This is a genomic window from Bradyrhizobium sp. 137 (genome assembly GCF_023074095.1).
GTDB lineage: Bacteria > Pseudomonadota > Alphaproteobacteria > Rhizobiales > Xanthobacteraceae > Bradyrhizobium.
Map to the genome: position 1 here is coordinate 1 of NZ_JADPKU010000021.1, position 23,239 is coordinate 23,239.

The 23,239-nt window shown below is 64.4% G+C and carries 23 protein-coding genes; 11 read left to right on the plus strand and 12 right to left on the minus strand.

All coding sequences use genetic code 11. The features are described from left to right. Positions 1–149: 149 nt before the first annotated feature. Positions 150–947: a RimK-like protein gene (locus tag IVA78_RS03800; RefSeq protein ID WP_247464324.1), complete on the minus strand. Its 798-nt coding sequence runs from the start codon at positions 945–947 to the stop codon at positions 150–152. 374 nt (positions 948–1,321) lie between these two features. Here IVA78_RS03800 and IVA78_RS03805 point away from each other — a divergent pair, with 374 nt between their 5' ends. From IVA78_RS03805 to IVA78_RS03815, 3 genes are all read left to right on the plus strand, one after another. Then, complete coding sequence (locus tag IVA78_RS03805; protein ID WP_247276363.1) at positions 1,322–2,095, plus strand: ferredoxin--NADP reductase; 774 nt, start codon at positions 1,322–1,324, stop codon at positions 2,093–2,095. Positions 2,096–2,500: 405 nt separating this feature from the next. Then, a complete protein-coding gene (locus IVA78_RS03810) occupies positions 2,501–4,126 on the plus strand; it encodes an FMN-binding glutamate synthase family protein (protein ID WP_247464587.1) in 1,626 nt (541 codons plus the stop codon). Positions 4,127–4,227: 101 nt separating this feature from the next. Continuing rightward, a complete protein-coding gene (locus IVA78_RS03815) occupies positions 4,228–4,467 on the plus strand; it encodes a PilZ domain-containing protein (RefSeq protein ID WP_247464328.1) in 240 nt (79 codons plus the stop codon). A gap of 72 nt (positions 4,468–4,539) precedes the next feature. Here IVA78_RS03815 and IVA78_RS03820 read toward each other — a convergent pair whose 3' ends face one another. From IVA78_RS03820 to IVA78_RS03835, 4 genes are all read right to left on the minus strand, one after another. Beyond that, positions 4,540–5,835 (minus strand): hemolysin family protein, encoded by a 1,296-nt coding sequence (locus IVA78_RS03820; RefSeq protein WP_247464331.1) that lies wholly within the window; start codon positions 5,833–5,835, stop codon positions 4,540–4,542. Between the two features lie 247 nt (positions 5,836–6,082). Then, positions 6,083–8,053 carry a carbohydrate porin gene (locus IVA78_RS03825; RefSeq protein WP_247464336.1) on the minus strand — a complete coding sequence of 657 codons (1,971 nt, stop codon included), beginning with the start codon at positions 8,051–8,053 and terminating at the stop codon, positions 6,083–6,085. Positions 8,054–8,449: 396 nt separating this feature from the next. Beyond that, positions 8,450–8,713, minus strand: coding sequence for a hypothetical protein (locus IVA78_RS03830; protein WP_247464339.1), 264 nt, complete (start codon positions 8,711–8,713; stop codon positions 8,450–8,452). A gap of 140 nt (positions 8,714–8,853) precedes the next feature. Further along, a complete protein-coding gene (locus IVA78_RS03835; protein ID WP_247464341.1) occupies positions 8,854–9,660 on the minus strand; it encodes a creatininase family protein in 807 nt (268 codons plus the stop codon). Between the two features lie 165 nt (positions 9,661–9,825). Here IVA78_RS03835 and IVA78_RS03840 point away from each other — a divergent pair, with 165 nt between their 5' ends. From IVA78_RS03840 to IVA78_RS03865, 6 genes are all read left to right on the plus strand, one after another. Then, a complete protein-coding gene (locus IVA78_RS03840; RefSeq protein ID WP_247464359.1) occupies positions 9,826–10,848 on the plus strand; it encodes an ABC transporter substrate-binding protein in 1,023 nt (340 codons plus the stop codon). A gap of 209 nt (positions 10,849–11,057) precedes the next feature. Further along, positions 11,058–11,873 (plus strand): ABC transporter ATP-binding protein, encoded by an 816-nt coding sequence (locus IVA78_RS03845; RefSeq protein ID WP_247464362.1) that lies wholly within the window; start codon positions 11,058–11,060, stop codon positions 11,871–11,873. Further along, entirely contained in the window at positions 11,870–12,688 is an 819-nt protein-coding gene (locus IVA78_RS03850; protein ID WP_247464365.1) for an ABC transporter permease, read from the plus strand. The genes IVA78_RS03845 and IVA78_RS03850 overlap by 4 nt, the downstream gene beginning before the upstream one ends. Further along, positions 12,688–13,677, plus strand: coding sequence for a 2-hydroxyacid dehydrogenase (locus IVA78_RS03855; RefSeq protein ID WP_247464368.1), 990 nt, complete (start codon positions 12,688–12,690; stop codon positions 13,675–13,677). Before IVA78_RS03850 ends, IVA78_RS03855 begins: the two co-directional genes overlap by 1 nt. After that, positions 13,677–14,369 (plus strand): AprI/Inh family metalloprotease inhibitor, encoded by a 693-nt coding sequence (locus IVA78_RS03860; protein WP_247464371.1) that lies wholly within the window; start codon positions 13,677–13,679, stop codon positions 14,367–14,369. Before IVA78_RS03855 ends, IVA78_RS03860 begins: the two co-directional genes overlap by 1 nt. A gap of 95 nt (positions 14,370–14,464) precedes the next feature. Further along, positions 14,465–14,839 carry a hypothetical protein gene (locus IVA78_RS03865; RefSeq protein WP_247276373.1) on the plus strand — a complete coding sequence of 125 codons (375 nt, stop codon included), beginning with the start codon at positions 14,465–14,467 and terminating at the stop codon, positions 14,837–14,839. A 17-nt stretch (positions 14,840–14,856) separates the two neighbouring features. On the opposite strand, the gene radC is transcribed toward IVA78_RS03865, so the two are convergent. From radC to IVA78_RS03880, 3 genes are all read right to left on the minus strand, one after another. Then, positions 14,857–15,570, minus strand: coding sequence for a DNA repair protein RadC (radC, locus tag IVA78_RS03870; protein WP_247464373.1), 714 nt, complete (start codon positions 15,568–15,570; stop codon positions 14,857–14,859). An 89-nt stretch (positions 15,571–15,659) separates the two neighbouring features. Continuing rightward, positions 15,660–16,478: a type I methionyl aminopeptidase gene (gene map / locus IVA78_RS03875; protein WP_247302683.1), complete on the minus strand. Its 819-nt coding sequence runs from the start codon at positions 16,476–16,478 to the stop codon at positions 15,660–15,662. 118 nt (positions 16,479–16,596) lie between these two features. Next, positions 16,597–17,910 (minus strand): mechanosensitive ion channel domain-containing protein, encoded by a 1,314-nt coding sequence (locus IVA78_RS03880; protein ID WP_247464590.1) that lies wholly within the window; start codon positions 17,908–17,910, stop codon positions 16,597–16,599. A 216-nt stretch (positions 17,911–18,126) separates the two neighbouring features. On the opposite strand from IVA78_RS03880, the gene IVA78_RS03885 reads away from it, so the two are divergent. Together IVA78_RS03885 and IVA78_RS03890 are read left to right on the plus strand one after the other, a co-directional pair. Then, the gene (locus IVA78_RS03885) at positions 18,127–19,920 is read left to right on the plus strand and encodes a potassium/proton antiporter (RefSeq protein ID WP_247464376.1); all 1,794 of its coding nucleotides are present in this window, start codon (positions 18,127–18,129) and stop codon (positions 19,918–19,920) included. Between the two features lie 167 nt (positions 19,921–20,087). Next, a complete protein-coding gene (locus IVA78_RS03890; protein ID WP_247276378.1) occupies positions 20,088–20,348 on the plus strand; it encodes a PepSY domain-containing protein in 261 nt (86 codons plus the stop codon). Between the two features lie 43 nt (positions 20,349–20,391). Here IVA78_RS03890 and modC read toward each other — a convergent pair whose 3' ends face one another. The 4 genes from modC to IVA78_RS03910 all read right to left on the minus strand — a co-directional run bounded on the left by modC (position 20,392) and on the right by IVA78_RS03910 (position 23,239). Next, complete coding sequence (gene modC / locus IVA78_RS03895) at positions 20,392–21,054, minus strand: molybdenum ABC transporter ATP-binding protein (protein ID WP_247464379.1); 663 nt, start codon at positions 21,052–21,054, stop codon at positions 20,392–20,394. Positions 21,055–21,056: 2 nt separating this feature from the next. Beyond that, complete coding sequence (modB, locus tag IVA78_RS03900; RefSeq protein WP_247276380.1) at positions 21,057–21,752, minus strand: molybdate ABC transporter permease subunit; 696 nt, start codon at positions 21,750–21,752, stop codon at positions 21,057–21,059. 13 nt (positions 21,753–21,765) lie between these two features. Next, positions 21,766–22,551, minus strand: coding sequence for a molybdate ABC transporter substrate-binding protein (modA, locus tag IVA78_RS03905; RefSeq protein WP_247464381.1), 786 nt, complete (start codon positions 22,549–22,551; stop codon positions 21,766–21,768). A 106-nt stretch (positions 22,552–22,657) separates the two neighbouring features. Continuing rightward, positions 22,658–23,239, minus strand: a complete 582-nt coding sequence (locus IVA78_RS03910) for a hypothetical protein (RefSeq protein WP_247464384.1) — start codon at positions 23,237–23,239, stop codon at positions 22,658–22,660.

A 23,239-nucleotide genomic window follows, 5' to 3' on the forward strand; every position in this document is an offset into this window, starting at 1 on the left:
GGTCGAAGCGCGAGCGGGGGTGGGGTAATCTCTCCCCACGGGCAGTGTTCGAAGTGGAGAGATCACCCCACCCCGCTGCGCATTCCGCTTCGCGCCATGCACAGCGACCCTCCCCCTCCAGGGGAGGGTGGGCATCTGCGCCGCCGCTGCTAACGTCCGGCAAACACCCGGTCCAGCGCCGCGTCGTACGTCGCCTGCACCAACTCCGGATGCAGCTTCGCCAGCGACTCCATCATCACGCCGGAATTGATCTCGAGCACGCACCAATCGGCGTCGACGCGCACCACGTCGATCGACGCAAAGGCGATGCCGATCGCGCGCGCGGCCTCGATCGCGAGCTTCACGCAAGCCGTTCGAACCTCGCCGCTCTCCAGCAATACCGGCTTTGCGCCGGCATCAAGATTGTGTCGCCAATCTCTGCCACGCTGCTTGCCGTAGACGACGAGGGGTACATCATCGAGCAGCACCACACGGACCTCGTCCTCGATCGCGACATAGGGCGAGATCACGAGCCCGGCACTCATCGAAAAAACCTCGCCAACCGCGTGATCCAGTTCCGCCTCCGTCGTCACCTTGAACACCGAGCGCCCCGATGTCCCCTCGTTCGGCTTCACCACCACGCCTTGCGGATGGCCGTGAAGCAGCTCAAGCATTGCACCTCGCCAGGTGGGGCCAACGACATTCTTGCCGAGCTTCGGGTTGAGGAACAGATGATGCGGAATGCACGGCACGCCCTCCAGCGCCAGCGCCTCGGCGGTGGCCGATTTGTCGTTGGCGAGACGATGCGCGATGGCGCTGTTGAGGCCGATGTCGTAGCCGAAGGCGAAGCGGCGCGTCTTGCCCCGGCGCATCGCAACCAGCCAGCCGCTGGCGTGGACGTCGACCGCAATGCCATGGTCCGCGCAATAGCGCCTGATCGCCTGGATGAAGATCCGCTCGCTCGCCATGGTTTCGGTCGTTCCTGTCGCCAAAAGCCGCAAAAATGCGAGAAACGGCGCCAAACCGGGGTGAAAATCAGAGCTATTCTTAATGAAATTCTCGTTAGCGCGACGGAAATTAACTGCTGCCATCGAGCCCCGGAGGGAAAAGAAATTGCCCGCCGCGCGCGCGGGGCAGCAAATTCATCAATGATGCGCCCAATTCCGCCCAAATGCCGGTTTGGCGGGCACTAATTGCTTCCGAAACGAGGTTGATTATTGGTCTCAATGGCGTAGATCACACACGCGAAATCCTCCGCCATGGCAAATGGTGCTCGCCCCGCCGTCAGGGGCTGGGCGATGCTTTTGTCCGAAAACCGCAAATATTCGGAATATCGAAAATCATGAGCGCGTTTTACCGAGAGAAGGTTCTTTCCGTCCACCACTGGACCGACACGCTGTTCAGCTTCCGCGCCACGCGCGATACCGGCTTCCGCTTCCAGAACGGCCAGTTCGCCATGATCGGCCTCGAGGTCGATGGCCGCCCGCTGCTGCGCGCCTACAGCATGGCGAGCGCCAATCACGAGGAACAGCTCGAGTTTTTCTCGATCAAGGTTCAGGACGGTCCGCTGACCTCGCGCCTTCAAAAGATCAAGGAAGGCGACACCATTCTGGTCGGTCGCAAGGCGACCGGGACGCTGATCACCGACAATCTGCTTCCCGGCAAGCGGCTGATGCTGTTGTCGACCGGAACCGGCCTTGCGCCGTTCGCGAGCCTGATCAAGGATCCCGAGGTTTATGACCAGTTCGAGTCGATCGTGCTGGTCCATGGCTGCCGCCAGGTCTCCGAGCTCGCCTATGGCGAGAAGCTGGTCGCGAATTTGCGTGAGGACGAGGTGTTCGGCGAACTGCTCGCGGACAAGCTCGTCTACTACCCGACCGTGACCCGCGAGCCGTTCCGCAACCGCGGCCGCATCACCGACCTCATCAACTCCGAGCAGATCTTCAACGACATCGGTCAAAGCCCGCTCGACATCGCAACCGACCGCATCATGATGTGCGGCAGCCCGGCGATGCTCGAAGAGCTGAAGCTGATGTTCGAAGGCCGCGACTTCGTCGAAGGCTCCGGCAACAAGCCTGGCCATTTCGTGATCGAAAAGGCGTTCGTCGAGCGCTAGCCCCCGCTCTTCGTCGTCTCGGTGTCGTCCTGGCGAAGGCCCGGTGAAGGCCAGGACCAGTACCGACCGGGTAAAGCTTGGCGAAGGCTTAGTCGTTGCCAGTCTTCGCAACAACGCCCGCTTAGGGGTGGTCCGGGCTTTCGCCAGGAGGACAGCGGCGGGTGAGGCGCCTTTGCCCGCTTAGCCGCGTCCCTTCCCCTTCTGCTGCACTGCAAAAGCCCGCCCATCGGGCTGATTGATTTGTCTCAGCCGAATTCGCTAGCCTGAAACAAGGGCCGCGTCATATCCGTATGACAGGCACAGGCGTATCGTATCGCCTCATGCTGGCGAGAGGATCCGATCGTGGCCGAGGACAACAAGACGCACGAAGCTCCCAAACGCCTGCCACTGGCCGAAGAGGGGGTCATGGAAACCCTGCTGCTTCCGTTCTCCCCGCGCTTCATCGTGCTGACGATCTGCGCGGTCGTCACCGCGCTGCTGATCGCCATCGGTATCGTCGACCGCAAGATCTTCGACATCCTGCTGGTCCCGATCCTGATCTTCGGCGCGCTGACGCTGCTCGGCGTCCGCGATCTCTTGCAGAAGAGTCACGCGGTGCTGCGCAACTATCCGATCTCCGCGCACATCCGCTTCCTCCTGGAAGAAATCCGCCCCGAGATGCGGCAATATTTCTTCGAGAGCGAGAAGGACGGCATGCCGTTCTCGCGCGATACCCGCGCGGTGGTCTATCAGCGCGCCAAGATGGAGCTCGACAAGCGTCCGTTCGGCACCCAGGAGGACGTCTATCGCGAGGGTTACGAGTGGATGCATCACTCGGTCTCGCCGAAGGCGCATGCCGAGGAAAAATTCCGGGTCGTCATTGGCGGACCGGATTGCGCAAAACCCTATTCGGCCTCGGTGTTCAATATCTCGGCGATGAGCTTTGGTGCGCTCAGCCCGAACGCGGTGCGTGCGCTCAATGGCGGCGCGAAGAAGGGCGGTTTCGCGCATGACACCGGCGAGGGCGGCGTCAGCCCCTATCACCGCGAGATGGGCGGCGACATCATCTGGGAGATCGGCTCCGGCTATTTCGGCTGCCGTCATCTCGACGGCAGCTTCGACCCTGAGGCGTTCGCGCGCGTCGCCGGCGAGGACCAGATCAAGATGGTTGAGCTCAAGATCAGCCAGGGCGCCAAGCCCGGCCATGGCGGCGTGCTGCCGGCCGCAAAGGTCTCGGAAGAGATTTCCAAGATCCGCGGTGTCGCGATGGGCGAGGATTGCATTTCGCCGGCCTCGCACCGCGCCTTCTCCACGCCGGTTGGCATGATGCAGTTCATCGCCGAGATGCGCCGCCTGTCCGGCGGCAAACCGGCCGGCTTCAAGCTGTGCATCGGCCATCCCTGGGAGTTCCTGGCGATCTGCAAGGCGATGATAGAGACCGGCATCTATCCTGATTTCATCGTCGTCGACGGCAATGAGGGCGGCACCGGCGCGGCGCCGCTGGAATTCATGGATCACCTGGGCATGCCGATGCGCGAGGGCGTCAATTTCGTCCACAATGCGCTGGTCGGCATCAATGCGCGCGACCGTATCAAGATCGGCGCGTCCGGCAAGATCGCCACCGCCTTTGACATGGCGCGCGCCATGGCGATTGGCGCCGACTGGTGCAATTCGGCGCGCGGCTTCATGTTCTCGCTGGGCTGCATCCAGTCGCTGAGCTGCCACACCGACCGCTGCCCGACCGGCGTCGCAACGCAGGACCCGACGCGCGCGCGCGCGCTCTACGTGCCGCTCAAGATCGACCGCGTGCACAATTACCACCATGCGACGCTGCACTCGCTGACCGAGCTGATCGCCGCTGCCGGCCTCGAACATCCGCAGCAGCTGCGTCCGATCCACTTCAGCCAGCGGACGTCGACAACCCAGGTGCAATCCTTCGCACAGCTCTATCCGGCGCTGCGCCCGGGCGAGCTGCTCGAAGGCACGGAAGATCCTCGGTTTCGCGACGCCTGGCGGATGGCGCGCTCCGAGACGTTCCAGCCCGCGCAGTGAGCGTCGCGCCGCCCCGCAAGGACGCCGGTCCCGGCGCGTAAAATCATCGCGAGCTGGACTGCGTTTAACTCTTGGTTCAACTTTGGGTGTAAATTGTGCCCATGGACGAACGGCGCGACAAGGCGAGACATCGCGTGCTGAAGGCCGGGACGATCGAGTTCGGCGGCGGCGCGATCGACTGCACCATCCGCAATCTGTCCGATACCGGCGCAGCCCTCGACGTCACCAGCCCGGTCGGCATCCCCGAACATTTCACCCTGTTCGTCCAGTCCGACGGGACGCATCGATCGTGCACCGTGGTCTGGCGCAAGGAACGGCGGATCGGGGTGAGATTCGGGTGAAGGTTTTGCGTTTGGCCTGCGCCGGGACGAGTGGGTGCGGCGTCCCGCGCTGGTGCATGCAATGGCGCACCCTCACGCCGCCGCCTGTTCGCCTCTCCGGCTCGCCAGAATTTTGTCGATCCGTCGCCCGTCGAGATCGACCACCTCCATGTGCCAGCCGGCGAAATCGAAGGCGTCTCCGACGTTGGGCAGCATGCTGAATTGTTGCAGCACGAGGCCCGCCACCGTGTTGTAGCGATGCGGCGGCAGCTCGATGCCGAGCAGTTCGCCGAACTCGTCAACCGGCATCCAGCCGGAGATCAGGAGCGAGTCGTCGTCGCGCCTGATAAAGGCCGGCTCGGGCGGTCCTTCCTCGGAATGGAAGGCGCCGACGATCGACTCGAGGATATCGGCGGCTGTCACCATGCCTTCGAAGGCGCCGTATTCGTCGTAGACGAAACCGACGTGAACCGGCGCAGCTTTCAGGAGGGCCAGCACGTCGCGGGCATCGGCCGAGGCCGGAATGCCCGGCGCCTCACGCACCAGCGCGCGCAGATCCGGCGTGCGCTCGTTCATATAAGCGATCAGCAGGTCCTTGGCCTGGAGCACGCCGATCGGCTTGTCACGATCGCCGTCCGAAACGGGGAAACGCGAGTGCGGGCTCTTCGCGATGATCTCGTGAATGGTCTCCACATTGTCGTTCAGGTCGATCTCGTCCACCTCGGTGCGCGGCGTCATGACCGCGCCGACTGGCCGATCGCCGAGTCGCATCACGCCGGCGATCATCTCCTTCTCGCCCGGCTCGAGCACGCCGGCGCTTTCGGCCTCGCTGACGAGGTGATGGATTTCGTCCTCCGAGACCTTTTCCTCGGCTCTGCCGCCGCGACCGAGCAGCGCGAGGATCACCTTGCCCGAGACATCGAGCAGGAAGACGAGCGGCAGCGAGATCCGCGCCAGCAGGTGCATCGCGGGCGCGACGCTGACGGCGATGCTCTCGGGGTCGCGCAGTGCCACCTGCTTCGGCACCAGTTCGCCGACGATCAGGGTGGCGTAGGTGATGAGCGTGACGACGATGCCGACGCCGACGATGTCGGCAATGCCTGGGGACATGCCGAGCTCGAGCAGCCATTGCGTCAGCCGCTGCCCGAGCGTTGCGCCCGAGAATGCGCCGGAAAGCACGCCGACCAGCGTGATGCCGATCTGCACCGTCGAGAGGAATTTGCCAGGATCGGCCGCCAGCGTCAGCGCCCGCTCGGCGCCGCGCACGCCCTTGGCGGCGAGCAATGACAGCCGCGCCGGGCGGGACGACACTACGGCGAGTTCGGACATGGACAGCAGGCCGTTGATGACGATCAGGACGACGACGATGACGAGTTCGATCGAGAGCATTGATGTTCCGAGGTAAGGGAGTGTGGCTGGGCGCCCAGGCCTTGATATAGGTATTCAGCGAGAGACAATCCCGCCGCATCTGGCGCCTCGGGAACCGTATGATCGATGGTTCCTGCGCGCCGGCGAGGCCGGCCGCGGCTTCGCCGTCGCCTCCGAACAACTCTTCCCGCTCGGAAATCGCATTTGAAAAGCGAATCCCTGCGCGTCTCGAAGGACTACGCGCGCATTCATCCCGCCCGAGCTGCGCTCAGAACTCCCCGTGCAGCCGTCCCGAAAACACCGACACCGGTCCGCGATCGGCGTTGTAGGCAGGATTGACGATGAGCTGGTAGTCGGCAGTGAGGGTGAGGTTCTTGTTCAGCGCGTAGGCGTAATACGTCTCGAGGATGCGCTCCTTGCGGTAGTTGAGCGCGCCGTCGCCGATCAGCACGCCGAGGCCGCCGGCGGCCAGGAAGTCACGATAATCCTGCGAGATGGCATTGACGGCGCCGCCGATACCGATCACGTCGTCGGGCCGGCCCCATCTCGTGCCCTTGATCGACAGTCCGGCGGACAGGCTGCGATGAATGTCGGTGAAGGCCACCGTTTCGAAACGGCCGTCGTTCCAGCTCCAGCGGCCGAACAGCCCGACATCGTCCGTGATCGCCTGCTCGAGATTGAGCACATAGCCATACTTTAAACGGCCGCGCCGGGTCTGCGCGATGTCGAGATTGAGCGCGGGATTATCCAGTGTCTCGCGGAAGCTGCCCATGTTCGCGCTGTCGAGCCAGCCCATGGTCCTGAGCTTGCCGGGCTGGCCGAACAGCGAGAAGCGCGTCTCGAGCTCGAGTACGTACTGGCCGCGCTCTCCGACCTTGGTGTCGAAATGATTCGAGTTGGGCTCGGAGACCATCAGGAAATAGCCGCCGCGCAGCGCCCATTGCTTCTGGTTGAGCTCGGCGGTGACGCCGTAGGTGAGGCCGACCTTGTCGGCGGAATAGTCGAAGGCGCCCGGCGCCCATAGCGACCAATTCATGAAGTCCTTGCGAGTGTCCTTGGCGTAGGCATTGCCGTCGAACACGTCGACCACCGCGAACTTGCCGGCCTGCAGGGTGAGGCGGGACACGTCGACCTTCTGCCCGAGCTGCAACTGGCCGCTCGCGAGCTCCTCCTGCTCGCCGCCGAAGCCGAAGGTCTGGCGCACGAATAGGCGCGAGGTGTTGTAATGCGGATAGGGGAAGTTCGACTTCTGCGCTTCGCCGTTCGGGAAGCCGGCGGCGCCAACGGTGTCGTTCAGTCCAAACCCCTGGAGCAGCTCGGGATTGTAATAGACCTCGCCACCGTCCCAGAGCCGTGCGTTCAGGAACAGGCTGTTGCTCCAAGTCGCTTTGGCCTGCGCCGACGGTGAGAGCGAATTCGGCCCCGTGTAGAGGGCGGGGAACGACGGATAGCCTTGCGGCAGATAGGTGCTCTGGCCGTGGATCTCCCAGCGGTCCGATTCCGTGTCGGTCAGGGAGCTCTTCGGGACGTAGCTCGGCAGGCCCTCCCAATCGACCTTGCGGTTGAGGCCGAGCCTGATCTGCTGGAAGTCGAGCGACGAGGAGCTGTATTGGGCCCCGGTCGAGAAGGCGACGTTGGCGCCGTCGAAGCGGCTGTAGAGATATTCGAGCCGCGCACTCCAATGGGGCGCGAAGCCGTATTCGATGCCGGCGCCTGCGACCCAGCCGGGCCGCGTGTTCAGGATTTTTGGGATTTCGGCACCGGAAGCCGGCGCGTCGAAATAGCGCTCGCCCATCCAGGCAAAGCCGCCGGTGACGTAGAGCAGCCACGGACCGCTGGTGTAGCCGACGCGGCCACGCAAGCTCGCGGTGTAGTCCCATTGCTGCGTGACGGTGTTGGCGGGGGTCGAAAGGAAGGAGACGATCGAGTTCGAGGTGATGTAATTGGGAAACGAAAAATCGCCTTCGATACCAACCAGCCACCCGGAATTGAGCCGGTAATTGTAGCCGGCCTGCACGCCGCCCATCATGCCGCTGAAGACGCCGCTGTCGCTGATTGCAGCCCCGTCGTTCAGCGCAAAGTGCGACGAACCTCGGCCATAGCCGGCATGCGCGCCGATATAGAGCCCCGTCCAGTCATAGACCGCTCTCAGCGCCGGGGCCTTCAGCGGCAGATCGGCCGCGGTGCCTGTGGCGGGAAAAGCCAGCACGCCCGTCGCAATCGCCGCGGCCGTCCGCAAGTACCGGTAACGGTGACCTCTCAACGTCAAAACGCACGCCCCCAAACGCGAATGTGTCCCGATGCTGCGGCATCCCTGCCGATTCGTGGCGACCCTGTCATCAGGTCTTGGTTGGCATGCGATCGGGCGAGATGATCTCGATTCGACGCGATTCCGTCCCAAGCACCTGTGCCTGTTGCGAACTTTATTGCGAGTAATTCTCAATAGCAACTGGTGTCAATTGCCGCAGGTGTTGGTTCGCACCCTCATGTGACGGGCCTGCAACAGGGTCACGGCCCGAAAACAGATGACCCCGCCCGGGGGGACAGCCGGGCGGGGTCGGGGGCACGACACGGGGTGGATGAGGCGCCCGTGTCGGACGCAGGATCCACGTGAGATCGGCCTCAGGTACTCAAGTCAGTAGCAGGTACGAACGCGGCCGACGTACTGGCCGAAAGCGTTGTACTGGGCGACCCAGCCGCAGCGGTGATAGCCGTAGTAATAGGGATCGTTGCTGGCGGCGATTGCGGAGCCGACGACGGCGGCAGTGGCGATGCCGGCGCCCACACCCCAGCCCCAGCCAAGCGGCTTGGCTTCGGCCTGCGAGGCGGTGGACACGATGCCGCCTGTCACGGCGAGGGCAGCGAGAGCGACAGCGGCAATCCTGGTCTTGATCGACATGTGAAACTCCATCCGGGGTTGAGGCGGTCCGTTGTGGCCCGCGTGCCCAATTGGACGGAGGCTGCGCGCGTCCGGTTCGAAGCCGGCAGATGCGGTCGCGGAGCCCTGTGCTTTCCTGAACAATTCCAGGAGCATGGGATCTAGCCGAGGGGCCCCTTGGCGAGCCTGTTCACGTCGAAGTTATCGACTTCAATCAGCAGCTTGCAAAAGGCCGTCGCGCCCTGATCGATCAGGCGTTCGCCCTTTTCTGCAACGGCCAAAGTCGCATTGCCGACTGCGCCACTGGCGTTGAGATCCTGCGCCTGCCAGGCGAACGGCGCGGGGCGCTGCGTCGACAGCCAGCGATATTGCTGCTCGATCGCGATGCTGCTCGCGGGAAAATCCGCGATCGCATCTTTGCGCACCTGATCGGGGTAGCGCGCCAGCATGATCGAGGTCTCGATCGCACCGCCATGAATGCCGTGGCGAACTTCGTCCGCCGGGAACAATTTGTCGGCGCCCGACAGCCGCGACCACGACGTCGTCACCACGAGCAGTTTTTGGTGCGCGCGAAGATCCTGCGCGACCAGCATCATCGCCGGGCTGTTGCCGCCATGGCTGGTGATGATGACGAGCTTCCTTAACCCGCGTCGGGCGACGTCTTCGCCGATACCTGTCCATCGCTTCAGCGCAACGTCGGTCGGCAGCGTCTGCGTGCCCGGATAGTCGATATGCTCGGTGGAGATGCCGACTGGTTCAACGGGCAGGAAACTGGCCGGAACGGTTTCGGGCAGCAGCTCGCGCACGCGCGCGAGATAGGCATCCGCAATCAGCACGTCGGTTTCGAGCGGCAGATGCGGGCCATGCTGCTCGGTCGCCGCCAGCGGCAGCACCGCAATCCAACGCGAGGCCTCGGCCGGGGCAACATCGGCCCAGCGGATCTCGGTCCAGTCGCGGGACGGCATCATTGAACTTTCCTTGGAGGTTTCTTTGCCCGAATTTGTCACGTAATTTGGGGTATGAGGGGACGCGGGCCCGGACGGCTCGCGTCCCCGAACTTCATGCGGTTTTATCGCGTTGCGTTCACATGAGCCAGACGCGATTGGGCCAGCAACGATCGACGGAGTCCCTTCATGAGCCCTTCTCATCTGCGGCGAGCGTTAACGGCGGGCTTGATGGCCGCTTTGATCGGAAGCGTCCCGGTGGAGGCCGAAACGCTCGACAAGGTCACCTTCGGCACCAATTGGGTCGCCGAGGCCGAGCATGGCGGCTTCTTCCAGGCGGTCGCCGACGGCACCTACAAGCGTTACGGGCTCGACGTCACCATCGTTCCCGGCGGGCCCAACGAGAACAATCGGATGCTGCTGATCGCCGGCAAGATCGATTTCTTCATGGCCGCGAACACGCTGATGTCGTTCGATGCGGTCGCCAACGACGTTCCCGTCATCACCATCGCCGCGATCTTCCAGAAAGATCCGCAGGTGATGCTGACGCAGCCCGATGCCAAGGTCGCCAAGATCGAGGATCTCAAGCCGCTCACGCTGTTCGTCTCCAAGGAGGGCATGACCAGCTACTTCCAGTGGCTGAAGTCCGAATATGGATTCAGCGAGAAGAACGTCCGCCCCTATAATTTCAATCCTCAGCCCTTCATCGCCAATCCCAAGAGCGCCATGCAGGGCTACGTGACATCCGAGCCCTTCGCGGTCGAGAAGGCGGCCGGCTTCAAGCCCAACGTACTGCTGCTCGCCGATTACGGCTTCAATACCTATTCGACCCTGATCGAAACCCGCCGTGACGTGGTCGAGAAGAAGCCGGATTTGGTGCAGCGATTCGTCGATGCCTCCATGATCGGCTGGTACAATTACATCTACCGCGACAATTCCGCTGGCAATGCCATGATCAAGAAGCTCAATCCCGAGATGACCGATGATCTGCTCGCCTACTCCGTCGCCAAGATGAAAGAGCACGGCATCGTCGATTCCGGCGACAGCCTGAAGAACGGCATCGGCGCCATGAGCGACGAGCGCTACGCTTCCTTCTTCAACAAGATGGTGAAGGCGGGCGTGGTGAAGCCCGATCTCGACTTCCGCAAATCCTATACGCTGCGCTTCGTCAACAAGGGCGTCGGCGTCGAGCTGCGCCCGAGCAAGCCGTAACGCATGTTGAGATCTGGCGCAGGCGGCTCGGTGTCCTACACCTCTCCCGAAGGGAGAGGTCGCATCGCATCGTCAGATGCGATGCGGGTGAGGGGTTACTCTCCCTGGGGTGACCTGAGTCCCCTCACCCGGCGCTGCGCGCCGGCCTCTCCCCGATGGGGAGAGGTGAAAGGCGCGGCCCGACCGCGTCTCACAACAGCCTGCGGCCAATGCTAGAGAGCTCAACCTCGCCCGCCGTGGAGGCCAACCTGACGGCGCTCGCCGTCAGCCTCCGCGGCGTGACGAAAGCCTATGACAACGACGTCATGGCCCTCGGCCCGCTCGACCTCGCCGTGCGCAAGGGCGAGTTCATCTCGCTGCTGGGTCCGTCCGGTTGCGGCAAGTCGACGGCGCTGCGGCTGATCGCGGGGCTCAGCACGCCCTCGTCCGGAATAGTGCGGGTGGCGCGCCGCGAAGGCGTGCCGCAGCCGGGCCGCGGCATCGGCTTCGTGTTCCAGGAGCCGACCCTGATGCCCTGGACCAGCGTGCGCGAGAACGTGCGGCTACCCCTGAGGCTTGGTCGCGTTCCGAAGGCCGAGGCGTGCGCGCGTGCCGAGGCGGCGCTCGCCAGCGTCGGACTTGCCGATTTTGCCGAGGCCTTTCCGCGCGAGCTCTCCGGCGGCATGAAGATGCGGGTGTCGCTGGCGCGCGCGCTCGTCACCGATCCCGATATCCTGCTGATGGACGAGCCGTTCGCGGCGCTCGACGAGATCACGCGCTTTCGCCTCAACAATGATTTGCTCGCGCTGTGGCGCAGCCTCGGCAAGACCGTCATCTTCGTCACCCATTCGGTGTTCGAATCCGTTTACCTGTCGCAGCGCGTGGTGGTGATGACGGCGCGCCCCGGCCGCATCCAGGCCGACCTCCGCATCGAGACGGTCGAGCCGCGGGGCGAGGAGTTTCGTACTTCAGTCGCCTATTCCGATTATTGCCGCAGGGTGTCGGCGGCCTTGGCGCCGTCCTATGCGGGGCAATCGACGCTATGAACGTGCAAGCTGCCGTCACCGCAAAGCCGTCCGGCGCGCAACGTGCAATGCGCCTCGTGCCGCCCGTCCTAGTGTTCGCGGCCGGCCTTCTCGCCTGGGAACTGGTGGTCCGTATCAAGGAGATTCCGCCCTACGTGCTGCCGGCGCCCTCCGTCATCTTTCTGACGCTGATCAAGGATTGGGCGGTGCTGTCGCAGTCGCTCGCCACCACGCTTCTGACCACGCTAGAAGGTTTTGTGGCGGCGAGCATCGGCGGCATCGGGCTGGCGCTCCTGTTCAACCAGTCGAAATGGATGGAATATTCGCTGTTCCCCTATGCCATCGTGCTCCAGGTGACGCCGGTCATCGCGATTGCGCCGCTCTTGCTGATCTATCTGGAGCAGCAGACCGCGGTGGTGGTCTGCGCCTTCATCGTCGCCTTTTTCCCGGTGCTGTCCAACACCACGCTCGGGCTGAATTCGGTCGACCGCAATCTCGCCGGCCTGTTCCAGCTCTATGGCGCATCAAAGCCGCAGACGCTGCGCTTTCTCAAGCTGCCCGCGGCACTGCCCTACATCCTCGGCGGCTTGCGCATCGCCGGCGGCCTGTCGCTGATCGGCGCGGTCGTGGCCGAGATTGCAGCGGGAACGGCCGGTGCCGGCTCCGGGCTCGCCTACAGGATCGCCGAGTCAGGCTATCGATTGAACATACCCCGCATGTTCGCTGCGCTGCTTCTGCTGTCGCTCGCCGGGATTGTCATCTATGGGGTGCTGGCGCTAGTTTCGCACCTCGTTTTACGGCGCTGGCATGAGAGCGCGCTTGGAAAGGAAAACTGATGACCGCCGGTTCGATTTCGTCCGAAAAGATCGATCTTTTGATTTATGGACCGGTGCGGCCGATCCTCGAGAACGGGTTTTCCGACCATTTCGTCGTGCACAAGGCCGAGACGCGCGGTGACCTCGAGCGGCTGACCCCGGCGGTCCGCGACAGGATCCGCGGCGTCGCCGTGACTTATCACACCGTGCGCGCCGACAAGGATTCACTGTCGCAGCTGCCGAGGCTGGAAATGGTGGCGAGCTTCGGCGTCGGCTACGATCACATCGACGCCAAATACGCGGCCGAGCACAATATCATCGTCACCAATACGCCCGATGTCCTGACTGAGGAGGTCGCCGACGTTGCGATGGGCCTTCTGATCTCCACACTGCGCGAGTTCATCAAGGCCGATCGCTACGTCCGCTCCGGACTGTGGCAGACGCAGAACTATCCGCTCAGCGTCGGCTCGCTGCGTGACCGCAAGGTCGGCATCGTCGGCATGGGACGGATCGGCCAGGCCATCGCGCGCCGGCTCGATGCCTCGCTGGTGCCTGTGGTCTACCATTCCCGCAACCCATCCAAGGATGTCTCCTACAAGCACTACGCTAATTTGATCGAGATGGCGAAGGCGGTAGACACGCTGATGGTGATCGTGCCCGGCGGCGCCAGCACCGACAAGATGATCAACGCCGAGGTGCTCAAGGCGCTCGGCCCGCGCGGCGTGCTCATCAACGTCGCGCGCGGCTCGGTGGTCGACGAGCCGGCGCTGGTCCAGGCGCTGAAATCAGGTACCATCCTTGCCGCCGGCCTCGACGTGTTCGCGGCGGAGCCGAACGTGCCGGACGAGCTCAAGACCATGCAGAACGTGGTGCTGCTGCCGCATATCGGCTCGGCCTCGGTGGTGACGCGCAACGCGATGGACCAGCTCGTCGTCGACAATCTCAAGGCCTGGTTCGCCGGCAAGGCGCCGCTGACGCCGGTTGCGGAAACGCCGTTTAGGGGGCGCTGATGAGAGCTCTTCGGGGCGTTGCATTGATGATGGCGGCATGTGCTGCCGCGATCGATCCTGCGCCCGCGCAGGATGCGGCGACCCTGAAGAAGCAGATGCCCGGACAGTGGGAGCTCTCGACCACCGAGCGCAACAAGACCTGCGTCATCACCCTCAAGGGCGACGCCAAGGGCCAGGGTTTTAAGCTGGAGCTGGAGCCGGCCTGCAAGACCGCGCTGCCCTTCACCAAGGACATCGTCGCCTGGAACGTCCGGGGTCTCGACATCGTCCGCTTCCAGGACGCCACCGGTGAAGCCGTGATCGACTTTACCGAGGTCGAGGCCGGCATCTTCGAGGGCCTGCGCCAGGGCGAGGGTGTCTACATCCTGCAGGATCTCGCCGCGGCGCGATCGATGGCCAAATCGATGGACCAGATGATCGGCGACTGGTCGATGGTGCGCGGCAACGGCCAACCGGTGTGCGGGCTGACTTTGACCAACACCGAGGCGGGCGCGGACAATTTCCAGGTCTTCCTCAAGCCGAAATGCGACGCGGCGATCGCGCAATTCAACCCGACGCAATGGCGGCTCGAGCGCGGTCAGATCCTCCTGATGTCGAAATCAGGCGAGGCCTGGCAGTTCGAGGCCGACGACAACGCGCAGTGGCGGCGCGTCCCCGATACCGCCGATCCCTTGATCATGCTGCGTCAATAGGCAAGCCGTCAGCGCTGCCGAACGACGGGCGTGAACGCGGAACCCGCCGCCAGGGCAGCCCGTTGACGAAAGAGCGATTTCGTTGGGAGATCCGCATGGCCAAGCGCATCCTCGCGATCGGCATTGAGCCCGGCAATGCGGATTATAGCGCATTCCCGCAGCTCACGCCCGAACATGTCCGCAGCTACATCGAGGCCCAGCTCCTGCGGCTGCGCGGTCTCGGCTTCGAGGTCACGAGCTGTCTGATCGATCTCGATGCGACTGCGGAGGCTGCCGTGACGGCGGCGCTGCGCGACGAGCGCTTCGACTGCATCGTGATCGGCGCCGGGCTCCGCGAGCCGAAGGAACGGCTGCTGCTGTTCGAGAAGGTGCTCAACCTCGTCCACCGCCTGGCGCCGGAAGCCGCGATCTGCTTCAACACGACGCCGGCCGACACAGTCGAAGCGGTGCAGCGCTGGGTCGAACCATAAACTGACATCCCGCGGTGCTAGATCAAGCGCATCCCGCGCAAGCTCGCATGCCCGTTCCTGCCGACGATGATGTGGTCGTGCACGGAAATCCCGAGCGGCTTTGCGATGTCGATGATCGCCTTGGTCATCTGGATGTCGGCCTGCGAGGGCGAGGGATCGCCTGAGGGATGGTTGTGCACCAGGATCAGCGCGGTCGCGGAGAGTTCGAGCGCGCGCTTGATCACCTCGCGTGGATAGACCGGGGTGTGGTCGACGGTGCCGGTCTGCTGCACCTCGTCGGCGATGAGCTGGTTGCGCTTGTCGAGGAAGAGCAGGCGGAATTGCTCCTTGTCGGCGAACGCCATGCTGGTGCGGCAATAGTCGATCACCTCGTTCCAGGAGGACAGCGCGTTGCGGCTGTTGACGTCGCCTTTGGCGACGCGATGCGCTGCTGCTGCGACCAGCTTGAGCTGGTTGATCGCGGATTCGCCGATGCCCTCGACCTCACGCAGGCGCGCCACCGGCGCATGCACGACCTCGGCGAACGAGCCGAAAGTCTTGATCAAGGTCTTTGCGAGTGGCTTGGTGTCGCGCCGCGGCAGCGCGGCAAACAGCGCCATCTCCAGCAGCTCGTAGTCGCTGAGCGCATCCGCGCCCGCGCTGTAGAAGCGCTCGCGCAGCCGCTCGCGATGGCCGTGATAGTGCGGCGCGTCCTCAGGTTTGCTCTTGTCGTGGTCCGGCTTGGTGGGCATCGGCTGCCAGCATTGCCGGGGAACCGCAGTTTTGCAACCGTCAATTGCGATGGCAAACGCCGTTCATTGTAGGCCGGCGGCCCAAAGCATCAGCCGATCTGCTTCTCGCCGTGCCGCTCCGACAGCGTGAAGATCTCGACGCCCGTCGCCGTCACGCCGACCGAGTGCTCGAACTGTGCCGACAGCGAGCGGTCGCGGGTCACAGCGGTCCAGCCGTCGGAGAGAATTTTGACATGCGGCTTGCCGAGATTGATCATCGGCTCGATGGTGAAGAACATGCCGGGCTTGAGCTGGACGCCCTCGCCGGGCCGGCCGATATGGATGATGTTCGGCTCGTCGTGGAACATGCGCCCGAGGCCGTGCCCGCAGAAATCGCGCACCACGCTCATGCCCTGCGGCTCGACGAAACTCTGGATGGCGTGGCCGATGTCGCCGGTGGTGGCGCCGGGCTTCACCGCGGCGATGCCGCGCATCATCGCTTCATAGGTGACTTCGATCAGCCGCTCGGCTTTGCGCGCGATCGGGCCGACCGCATACATCCGGCTGGAATCGCCGTACCAGCCGTCGACGATGAAGGTGACGTCGATGTTGACGATGTCGCCTTCCTTCAGCGGGCGGTCGCCGGGCATGCCATGGCAGACCACGTGGTTGAGCGAGGTGCAGGTCGAGTAACGGTAGCCGCGGTACATCAGCGTCGCCGGATAGGCGTTGTGGCTGAAGGCGAAGTCGCGGACGAATTCGTCGATGCGCGAGGTCGGCACGCCGGGCCCGACGATATCGGTGAGCTCGTCGAGGCACTTGGCCACCAGCGCCCCCGCCTTGCGCATGCCGGCAAAGGCGCTCGGCCCATGCAGCTTGATCTGTCCGGTCTTGCGCAGGGAGGTCTCGGTGGCTTCGACGTAACTCATGCGGGCGCGATCTTCCAAAGGGGCTCGATGTCGGCGGAAAAGCTTGATTTCAGGCTCCAATCTAATGATTGCGGGCCTTCATGCAAGCCAAGCGTGATGTTTGCACCCGAAAGCGGGCCTAATTCGGGACTTCTACGGCCGTTTCGACCGGCAGGGCGCCGCGCACGCGGATTTCGCGGACGGGGTAGGGAACCCGGATGCCCTCGCGCTTGAAGGCGTCCCACAGCGCCAGCATCACGTCGCTCTTGACGTTATCCATGCCGTCGGGGTCCGCGATCCAGAACGTCAGCGAGAACTTCATGCCGGCCTCGGCGAACTCGGTCAAAATGCTGTTCGGCGGCTTGCCCTTCTGCGCGCGCGGATGGGCGGCGGCGGTCTCGGCGGCGAGCTTGCAGACGAGGCGCGGGTCGGCGTCGTAATTGGTGCCGAAGGCGATCTTCACCAGCGTGTTCTTGTCGGTGTAGGTCCAGTTCACGACCTTCTGCGTCACCAGATCCTCGTTCGGCACCAGGAATTCGCGCCCGTCGCCGGCCGCGACGGAAATATAGCGCGTCTTCATCGCGCTGATCCGCCCGGTATTGTCGCCGATGGTGACGAGGTCGCCGGGCTTCACCGACTTGTCGGCGAGCAGGATGATGCCGGAAATGAAATTGGCCACGATCTTCTGCAGGCCGATACCGATGCCGACACCGACCGCGCCGGAGAATACCGCGAGCGCCGACAGATCGATCCCGACCGCCCCGAGCGCGATTACGATCGCGACCGCGAGCAGCCCGATGCGGATGATCTTAACCAGCAGCACCTGCACCGACGGCGTCAAATCGGTGGTCGCATTGATCCGGCTCTCGGCGAAATTGCTCGCGATGTTGGTCAGCCAGAGCGCGATCAGCAGCAGCGCGCCGGCCTTGAGCGCCAAGAGCGGGGTCAGGCGCAGGCCGCCGAGCACGATTGCGAAGGAATCGAGCAGCTCGACCGTCGCATCGAGCTGGCCGAGAATGGAGAGCGCGGCGATGAACCACGCCGTGATCGACACCAGCTTGACGATGAAGGCGTTGCGCAGCACCGAGGTGAGGAGCCGGATCACCAGCCAGGCCAGTCCGAGCTTGGCCGCGACCATCAACAGATAGCTGCGGCTCGGCCAGGTCGCGTGGTACATCACCACGCGCGAAATGATCACGAGCAGGGTGAAAACCGCGGTCGAGGCGCTCGCGACCATCACCCGGACGAAGTGCCGGAGCGGCAGCGGCCAGCGCATCGCCAGCGACGTCATGTCGAGGCGGCTGCGAATGGCGGCCTCCGCGGCATAGGCGAGGCCGGCGGCCGCCAGGATGAGACCGAATTGCAGGTAGAACCAGGGTGAGGAGATTTCCGCCCCGACGCTGCGCGCGGTCGTCTGCACGAACTCCATGAAGTCCTTGAGGTCCATGTCCATCGGGTCGGTCTCGTCGGGAAGCAGGCCGGAGAATTTTGATTCGAGGGCGCCGCAGAATCCCACAAAGGGCACGGCCGGACCATCGATACACCGCGAAGTGATGCGCGTTAAGGCCGCAAAATGCGGGCAGATTGCCGCGAGCGGGAGAAAATGGGTTGGCGCGCGAGTCCGCCGACGATAAGGATGCAAATCCAGCGATTTTCACCCGGAAGGTGGATGGCCTCCCTCGACTCCGTCAGCCTCGCCATATTGCTCGGCGCTGTTCTCGTCATGGCCGGCATCCTCTCGAGCCTGCTCGCGCTGCGCTTTGGCGCGCCATTGCTGCTTGTCTTCCTTGCGATCGGCATGCTCGCCGGCGATTCCGGGCCCGGGCAGCTCCAGTTCGATGACGTCCGCACCACCTATTTGGTCGGCTCGGTGGCGCTCGCCCTGATCCTGTTCGACGGCGGCCTGCGGACGCGCTTTGCCAGCATCCGCACCGTGCTCGCGCCCTCCGTGGTGCTGGCGACCATCGGCGTGCTGCTGACGGCGCTGATCACCGCGCCATTCGCGAAATACGCGCTCGATCTCAACTGGTCGGAATCGTTGCTGGTCGGCGCTGTGGTCGCCTCGACCGACGCCGCCGCGGTTTTTCTGCTGGTGCACACCCAGGGCCTGCGCCTGCGCCCGCGCGTCGGTGCGACACTGGAGGCGGAATCCGGCACCAACGATCCGTTTGCGATCTTCCTCACGCTCATGCTGGTCGAGTACATCTCGCTCGGCTCGAGCTCGCCCGGCCATGTGCTGATGGAGTTCGTCCAGGAGGCGGTGCTGGGTGCCGTCGTCGGCGTGATCGGTGGACGCCTGGTCGTCATCGCGCTCAACCAGGTGGCGCTGCCGCAGGGCCTGCATGCGCCGTTCGTGACGACCGGCGCGCTCGTCATCTTCGGCGGCTCGCAGATCATGCACGCTTCCGGTTTTCTTGCGGTCTATCTCGCCGGAATCATTATCGGCAACCGGCCGACGCGCGCGCATAATTCGGTGGTGGCCTTCCTGGATGCCGCGACCTGGCTGGCGCAGATCGTGATGTTCGTGCTGCTCGGCCTCTTGGTCTCGCCGAGCCGGCTTGGGGCCAGCGTGCTGCCCGCCGTCGGCGTCGCGCTCGTCTTGATGCTGGTCGCGCGGCCGCTCGCCGTGTTCGCGTGCCTTGCGCCGTTCCGGTTCAACTGGCGCGAGAAGGTCTTCATCGCCTGGACCGGCCTGCGCGGCGCGGTCGCGATCTTCCTGGCCTCGATCCCGATGCTGGTCGGCCTGTCCAAGGCGTATCTCTACTTCGACGTCGCTTTCGTCGTCGTCATCATCTCGCTGCTGCTGCAAGGCTGGACGCTGGCGCCCGCCGCGCGCAAGCTGCACGTGGCGCTGCCGCGCGCCGAGCGCGGGCCGCGCCGCGTCGAGTTGGATCTGCCGGGCCAGCTCGAGCAGCAGCTGGTCGGCTATCCGGTGCGGCCGAAGAGCTTGTATTTTCGCCGCGGACTGATTCCATCCTGGTCCAAGCCGACGCTCGTCATCCGCAACGAGAACATCCTGACGCCGGTGGAGGCCGATCCAATCGCGCCCGGCGATTACATCTACCTGCTGGCGCCGCCGGAAAAGGCGGAGGCACTCGACCGCTTCTTCGTCGACATGCAGCCGAGCTCGGCGCCCGATCCGCATCTGCTCGGCGACTTCATGGTCTCGGGCGAGCACACGCTCGCCGAGCTCGCCGAGATCTACGGCGTGAAGGTCGACAAGGAGGAAAGTAAGCTGACGCTGGCTGATTATTTCGACGTTCATCTCGATCACGCGCCAAAAGAGGGCGCCGAGCTTGCGCTGGATACGATTGTGCTGGTCGCGCGCTCGATCTCCGGCGGCCGCGTCAACGTCGTTGGCCTGCGCCTGCCGGAAGAGGACGAGACCCCGACACCGCTGACGCGCGCGCAGGCGCTAAGGCGCAAGCTCGCTGACGTCTGGGCGTCGGTGGCGGGGGTCTGATTTGGGTGTCGTCCTGGCTTTTCCCAGGACAATCACGATGAGGAACCGCCACCAAATCGCCGCAACCGGCGAAGATTTGCGCGGTTTCGTGACGTCGAAACCCGGAACACTCTGCCATGCCGCTCGTTCTAAGCCGCGTAACAGCTTGGACCGACAGGAGTATGCCAATGCGAAAGTTCATCCTTCCGATCGCAACAGCCCTCGCGCTCGGCGCTGCCGCACCGGCGATGGCCTACGATACCGGCGATCAGATCTCGATGCAGGTCGCGCTCGACGTCGCGACAGATCTTGGCGTCGTGACGGTCTCGCACACCAATTTCCTCGGCGACGAATGGGAGGTTGATGGGCGGGATCGTGCAGGCCGCTGGATGGAAGTCTATGTTGACGCGAGGACGGGTGAGGTGCGCAACGTCGAGCGGGGCTGGTAGGTCTGAATGATACGGCCGCGCAGCCGGATTTCCGGCTGCGTCTTTATGTCAGCACCTTCACCCCGCCGAACGACGTCACGCGGCCCTGCTTCAGCATCACGATCTGCGTGGCGAGCTGGCGCAGCTCGGCGGCGTCGTGGCTGACATAGACCATCGGCACGTTGGCTTCATCGCGGAGCCGCATCAGATAAGGCAGGATCTCGAGCTTGCGGCCTTCGTCGAGCGCGCCGAGCGGCTCGTCGAGCAGCAGGAGGCGTGGCTTCGACAGCAGCGCGCGGCCGAGCGCGACGCGCTGGCGCTCGCCGCCGGAGAGCTTTCCGGGGCGGCGGCCGAGCAGGGTGCCGATATCGAGCAGGTCGACGATGCGCTTGTGCTGGGCCGGATCGGGTGGGAGGCGGTTCATCTGCCGTCCATAGTCGAGATTCTGCGCGACATTGAGATGCGGAAACAGCCGCGCATCCTGGAAGACGTAGCCGACGCGGCGGCGCCAAGTCGGCACATGGATGCCGGCCGCGGTGTCCTCGACGGTTTCGCCGTCGATCACGATGCTGCCGCGGTCGGGCCGCAACAGGCCTGCAATCATATTGACCAGCGATGTCTTGCCGGCGCCCGAGGCGCCGAACAGCCCGATGACGCGGCCTTCGCTGGTGAAGGACGCGTGCAGCGAGAATTCGCCGAGCTGTTTTTCGACATCGACACGCAGCATGGTCAATTCCCGTGCAGCCGCGCGGTGGCGCGGCGGGCGAACCACTCGGCCGCGATCAGAGCGCCGAGCGCGAGCACGATCGAGACGATGACGAGGCGTCCCGCCGCGGCGTCGCCGTCGGGCGTCTGGATCAGCGAATAGATCGCGGACGAGATCGTCTGGGTCTCACCGGGAATGTTGGAGACGAAGGTGATGGTGGCACCGAACTCGCCGATCGCCTTGGCAAATCCGAGCACCATGCCGGCGAGCACGCCGGGCAGCGCGAGCGGCAGCGTCACCGTGAAGAACACCTTCCACGGCGCCGCCCCAAGCGTCTCGGCGGCCTGCTCGAGCCGGCGGTCGATCGCCTCGATCGACAGCCGCATCGGCCGCACGAGAAGCGGAAACGACATCACGCCGCAGGCGAGCGCAGCGCCGGTCCAGCGGAAAGCGAAGACGATGCCGAGATTGTCGGCGAGAAAACCGCCGAGGAGGCCGCGGCGGCCGAAGCTAAGCAGCAGCAGATAGCCGGTGACCACAGGCGGCAGCACCAGCGGCAGATGCACGAGTGCGTCGAGCAGCGACTTGCCCCAGAAATCGCGCCGCGCGAGCAGCCATGCCAGCGCGATGCCGAACGGCGTCGCCACCAGCGTTGCGATGACGGCGACCTTGAGCGAAAGCAGGATCGCCGTCCATTCCGCGGGTGAAATCTCGGACATCAAGCCGGAGATATCATGTGGTGGGGCTGATAAGGAACTTGAAGCCGTATTTCTCCAGAATGGTCTTGGCGACCGTCGAGCGCAGGAAGGCAAGATAGTCGCTGGTCTCGCCCTTCGCGGTCGTGGTCGCGGCGACGGGATAGATGATCGCGGGATGCGAATCGGCCGGGAAGGTGCCGACGATCTTCACGTCCGGCTCGACCTTGGCGTCGGTCGCATAGACGATGCCGAGCACGGCCTCGCCGCGCGCCACCAGCGTCAGCGCGGCGCGCACGCTCTCGGCCATGGCGAATTTCGGCTCGGCGGCCCGCCAGGCGCCCAGCTTCTCGAGCGCAGCCTTGGCGTATTTGCCGACCGGCACGGATTTCACGTCGCCGGTCGCGATCCTGCCGTCGCCGGCGAGCCTGGCGAGGTCGAGGCCTTGCGCGATCGTGACGTTGTCGATCTTGGAGTCCTTCGGCGCGATCAGCACGATGCTGTTGCCGAGCAGGTTGACCCGGGTGGATTCGTTGACGGCTTTCTTGGCGATGGCGTAGTCCATCCAGTCGGTGTCAGCGGAGACGAACACGTCGGCCGGCGCGCCCTGCTCGATCTGCCTCGCGAGCACCGAGCTCGCAGCATAGCTGACACTGAACTTGACGCCGGTCTTGGCGGTGTAGGCCGCGTCGATCTCGTCGAGTGCGTTCTTCATCGAGGCGGCCGCGAACACGGTGATGGTCTTGTCCTCGGCACTAGCGGGCGACAGGCTCGCGCCCGCGAGGATGCCGAAGGCGGTGACAAGTGCGGCAATACGAAACATGGATAACGCTCCGTGCGAGCTCGCGCGCGGTGACGCGCGCAAATTTGGCGTTGGGTGGGTCTGATGCGACGGGCGGACCCGCTGTTCCACGGAGCCCCGCGGCGGCTTACGGCCGGCAGGGATATCGCTGCTCAAAGATAGCAGGCACACGTCTTAGGTCAAAGGCGACCGTTTGTCTAACCAGGGGCGCCGCCGGCAGGATCGCGATCGAGACCGAATTGTCCTTGGCGCCGCTGACCTGGAGCACGAAGGGCTGCGCCGACAGCCGATATTTCATGGTCTTGCGGATGCCGTCGCAATCGGTCGCGCCGCTAAAGACCACGGGCTTGAGGACATGCCCGTCCTGGACCACGTCAACCCAAGCCCCGGCCGAGAGGCTGATCGAGTAGAGCCCGGCCTTCGGCGCCTTGACGCTGGTGAAGCCCGCGAAGGTGCCGTCCTTGGGCGCGCGCTCAGGCGGCATCGGCAATTCTGCGTCCGCGGGCGCGACCAGCCCCAGCGTGATGGCGGATGACGGCACTGCCGCCTGTTCGCTGCCCGATGCGAATTTCGCACGGTCCGGCGCGGTGAGCGCCGTGCGGTCGCGCTCGATCGGCCATTTGAACTTGTCGCAGCCGCTGGGCTCCTCGGCGGCAAGAACGGGGGCCGTGCCGAGCAGCAGCAGGGCCACGAGGAAGGACGATTTCAT

Excerpts from the sequence above, each read along its gene's own strand:
- IVA78_RS03800 (WP_247464324.1), bottom strand. The coding sequence starts at position 947 with ATGGCGAGCGAGCGGATCTTCATCCAGGCGATCAGGCGCTATTGCGCG.
- IVA78_RS03805 (WP_247276363.1), top strand. The coding sequence starts at position 1,322 with ATGAGCGCGTTTTACCGAGAGAAGGTTCTTTCCGTCCACCACTGGACC.
- IVA78_RS03810 (WP_247464587.1), top strand. The coding sequence starts at position 2,501 with ATGGAAACCCTGCTGCTTCCGTTCTCCCCGCGCTTCATCGTGCTGACG.
- IVA78_RS03815 (WP_247464328.1), top strand. The coding sequence starts at position 4,228 with ATGGACGAACGGCGCGACAAGGCGAGACATCGCGTGCTGAAGGCCGGG.
- IVA78_RS03820 (WP_247464331.1), bottom strand. The coding sequence starts at position 5,835 with ATGCTCTCGATCGAACTCGTCATCGTCGTCGTCCTGATCGTCATCAAC.
- IVA78_RS03830 (WP_247464339.1), bottom strand. The coding sequence starts at position 8,713 with ATGTCGATCAAGACCAGGATTGCCGCTGTCGCTCTCGCTGCCCTCGCC.
- IVA78_RS03835 (WP_247464341.1), bottom strand. The coding sequence starts at position 9,660 with ATGATGCCGTCCCGCGACTGGACCGAGATCCGCTGGGCCGATGTTGCC.
- IVA78_RS03840 (WP_247464359.1), top strand. The coding sequence starts at position 9,826 with ATGAGCCCTTCTCATCTGCGGCGAGCGTTAACGGCGGGCTTGATGGCC.
- IVA78_RS03845 (WP_247464362.1), top strand. The coding sequence starts at position 11,058 with ATGCTAGAGAGCTCAACCTCGCCCGCCGTGGAGGCCAACCTGACGGCG.
- IVA78_RS03850 (WP_247464365.1), top strand. The coding sequence starts at position 11,870 with ATGAACGTGCAAGCTGCCGTCACCGCAAAGCCGTCCGGCGCGCAACGT.
- IVA78_RS03855 (WP_247464368.1), top strand. The coding sequence starts at position 12,688 with ATGACCGCCGGTTCGATTTCGTCCGAAAAGATCGATCTTTTGATTTAT.
- IVA78_RS03860 (WP_247464371.1), top strand. The coding sequence starts at position 13,677 with ATGAGAGCTCTTCGGGGCGTTGCATTGATGATGGCGGCATGTGCTGCC.
- IVA78_RS03865 (WP_247276373.1), top strand. The coding sequence starts at position 14,465 with ATGGCCAAGCGCATCCTCGCGATCGGCATTGAGCCCGGCAATGCGGAT.
- radC (WP_247464373.1), bottom strand. The coding sequence starts at position 15,570 with ATGCCCACCAAGCCGGACCACGACAAGAGCAAACCTGAGGACGCGCCG.
- map (WP_247302683.1), bottom strand. The coding sequence starts at position 16,478 with ATGAGTTACGTCGAAGCCACCGAGACCTCCCTGCGCAAGACCGGACAG.
- IVA78_RS03880 (WP_247464590.1), bottom strand. The coding sequence starts at position 17,910 with ATGGACATGGACCTCAAGGACTTCATGGAGTTCGTGCAGACGACCGCG.
- IVA78_RS03885 (WP_247464376.1), top strand. The coding sequence starts at position 18,127 with ATGGCCTCCCTCGACTCCGTCAGCCTCGCCATATTGCTCGGCGCTGTT.
- IVA78_RS03890 (WP_247276378.1), top strand. The coding sequence starts at position 20,088 with ATGCGAAAGTTCATCCTTCCGATCGCAACAGCCCTCGCGCTCGGCGCT.
- modC (WP_247464379.1), bottom strand. The coding sequence starts at position 21,054 with ATGCTGCGTGTCGATGTCGAAAAACAGCTCGGCGAATTCTCGCTGCAC.
- modB (WP_247276380.1), bottom strand. The coding sequence starts at position 21,752 with ATGTCCGAGATTTCACCCGCGGAATGGACGGCGATCCTGCTTTCGCTC.
- modA (WP_247464381.1), bottom strand. The coding sequence starts at position 22,551 with ATGTTTCGTATTGCCGCACTTGTCACCGCCTTCGGCATCCTCGCGGGC.
- IVA78_RS03910 (WP_247464384.1), bottom strand. The coding sequence starts at position 23,239 with ATGAAATCGTCCTTCCTCGTGGCCCTGCTGCTGCTCGGCACGGCCCCC.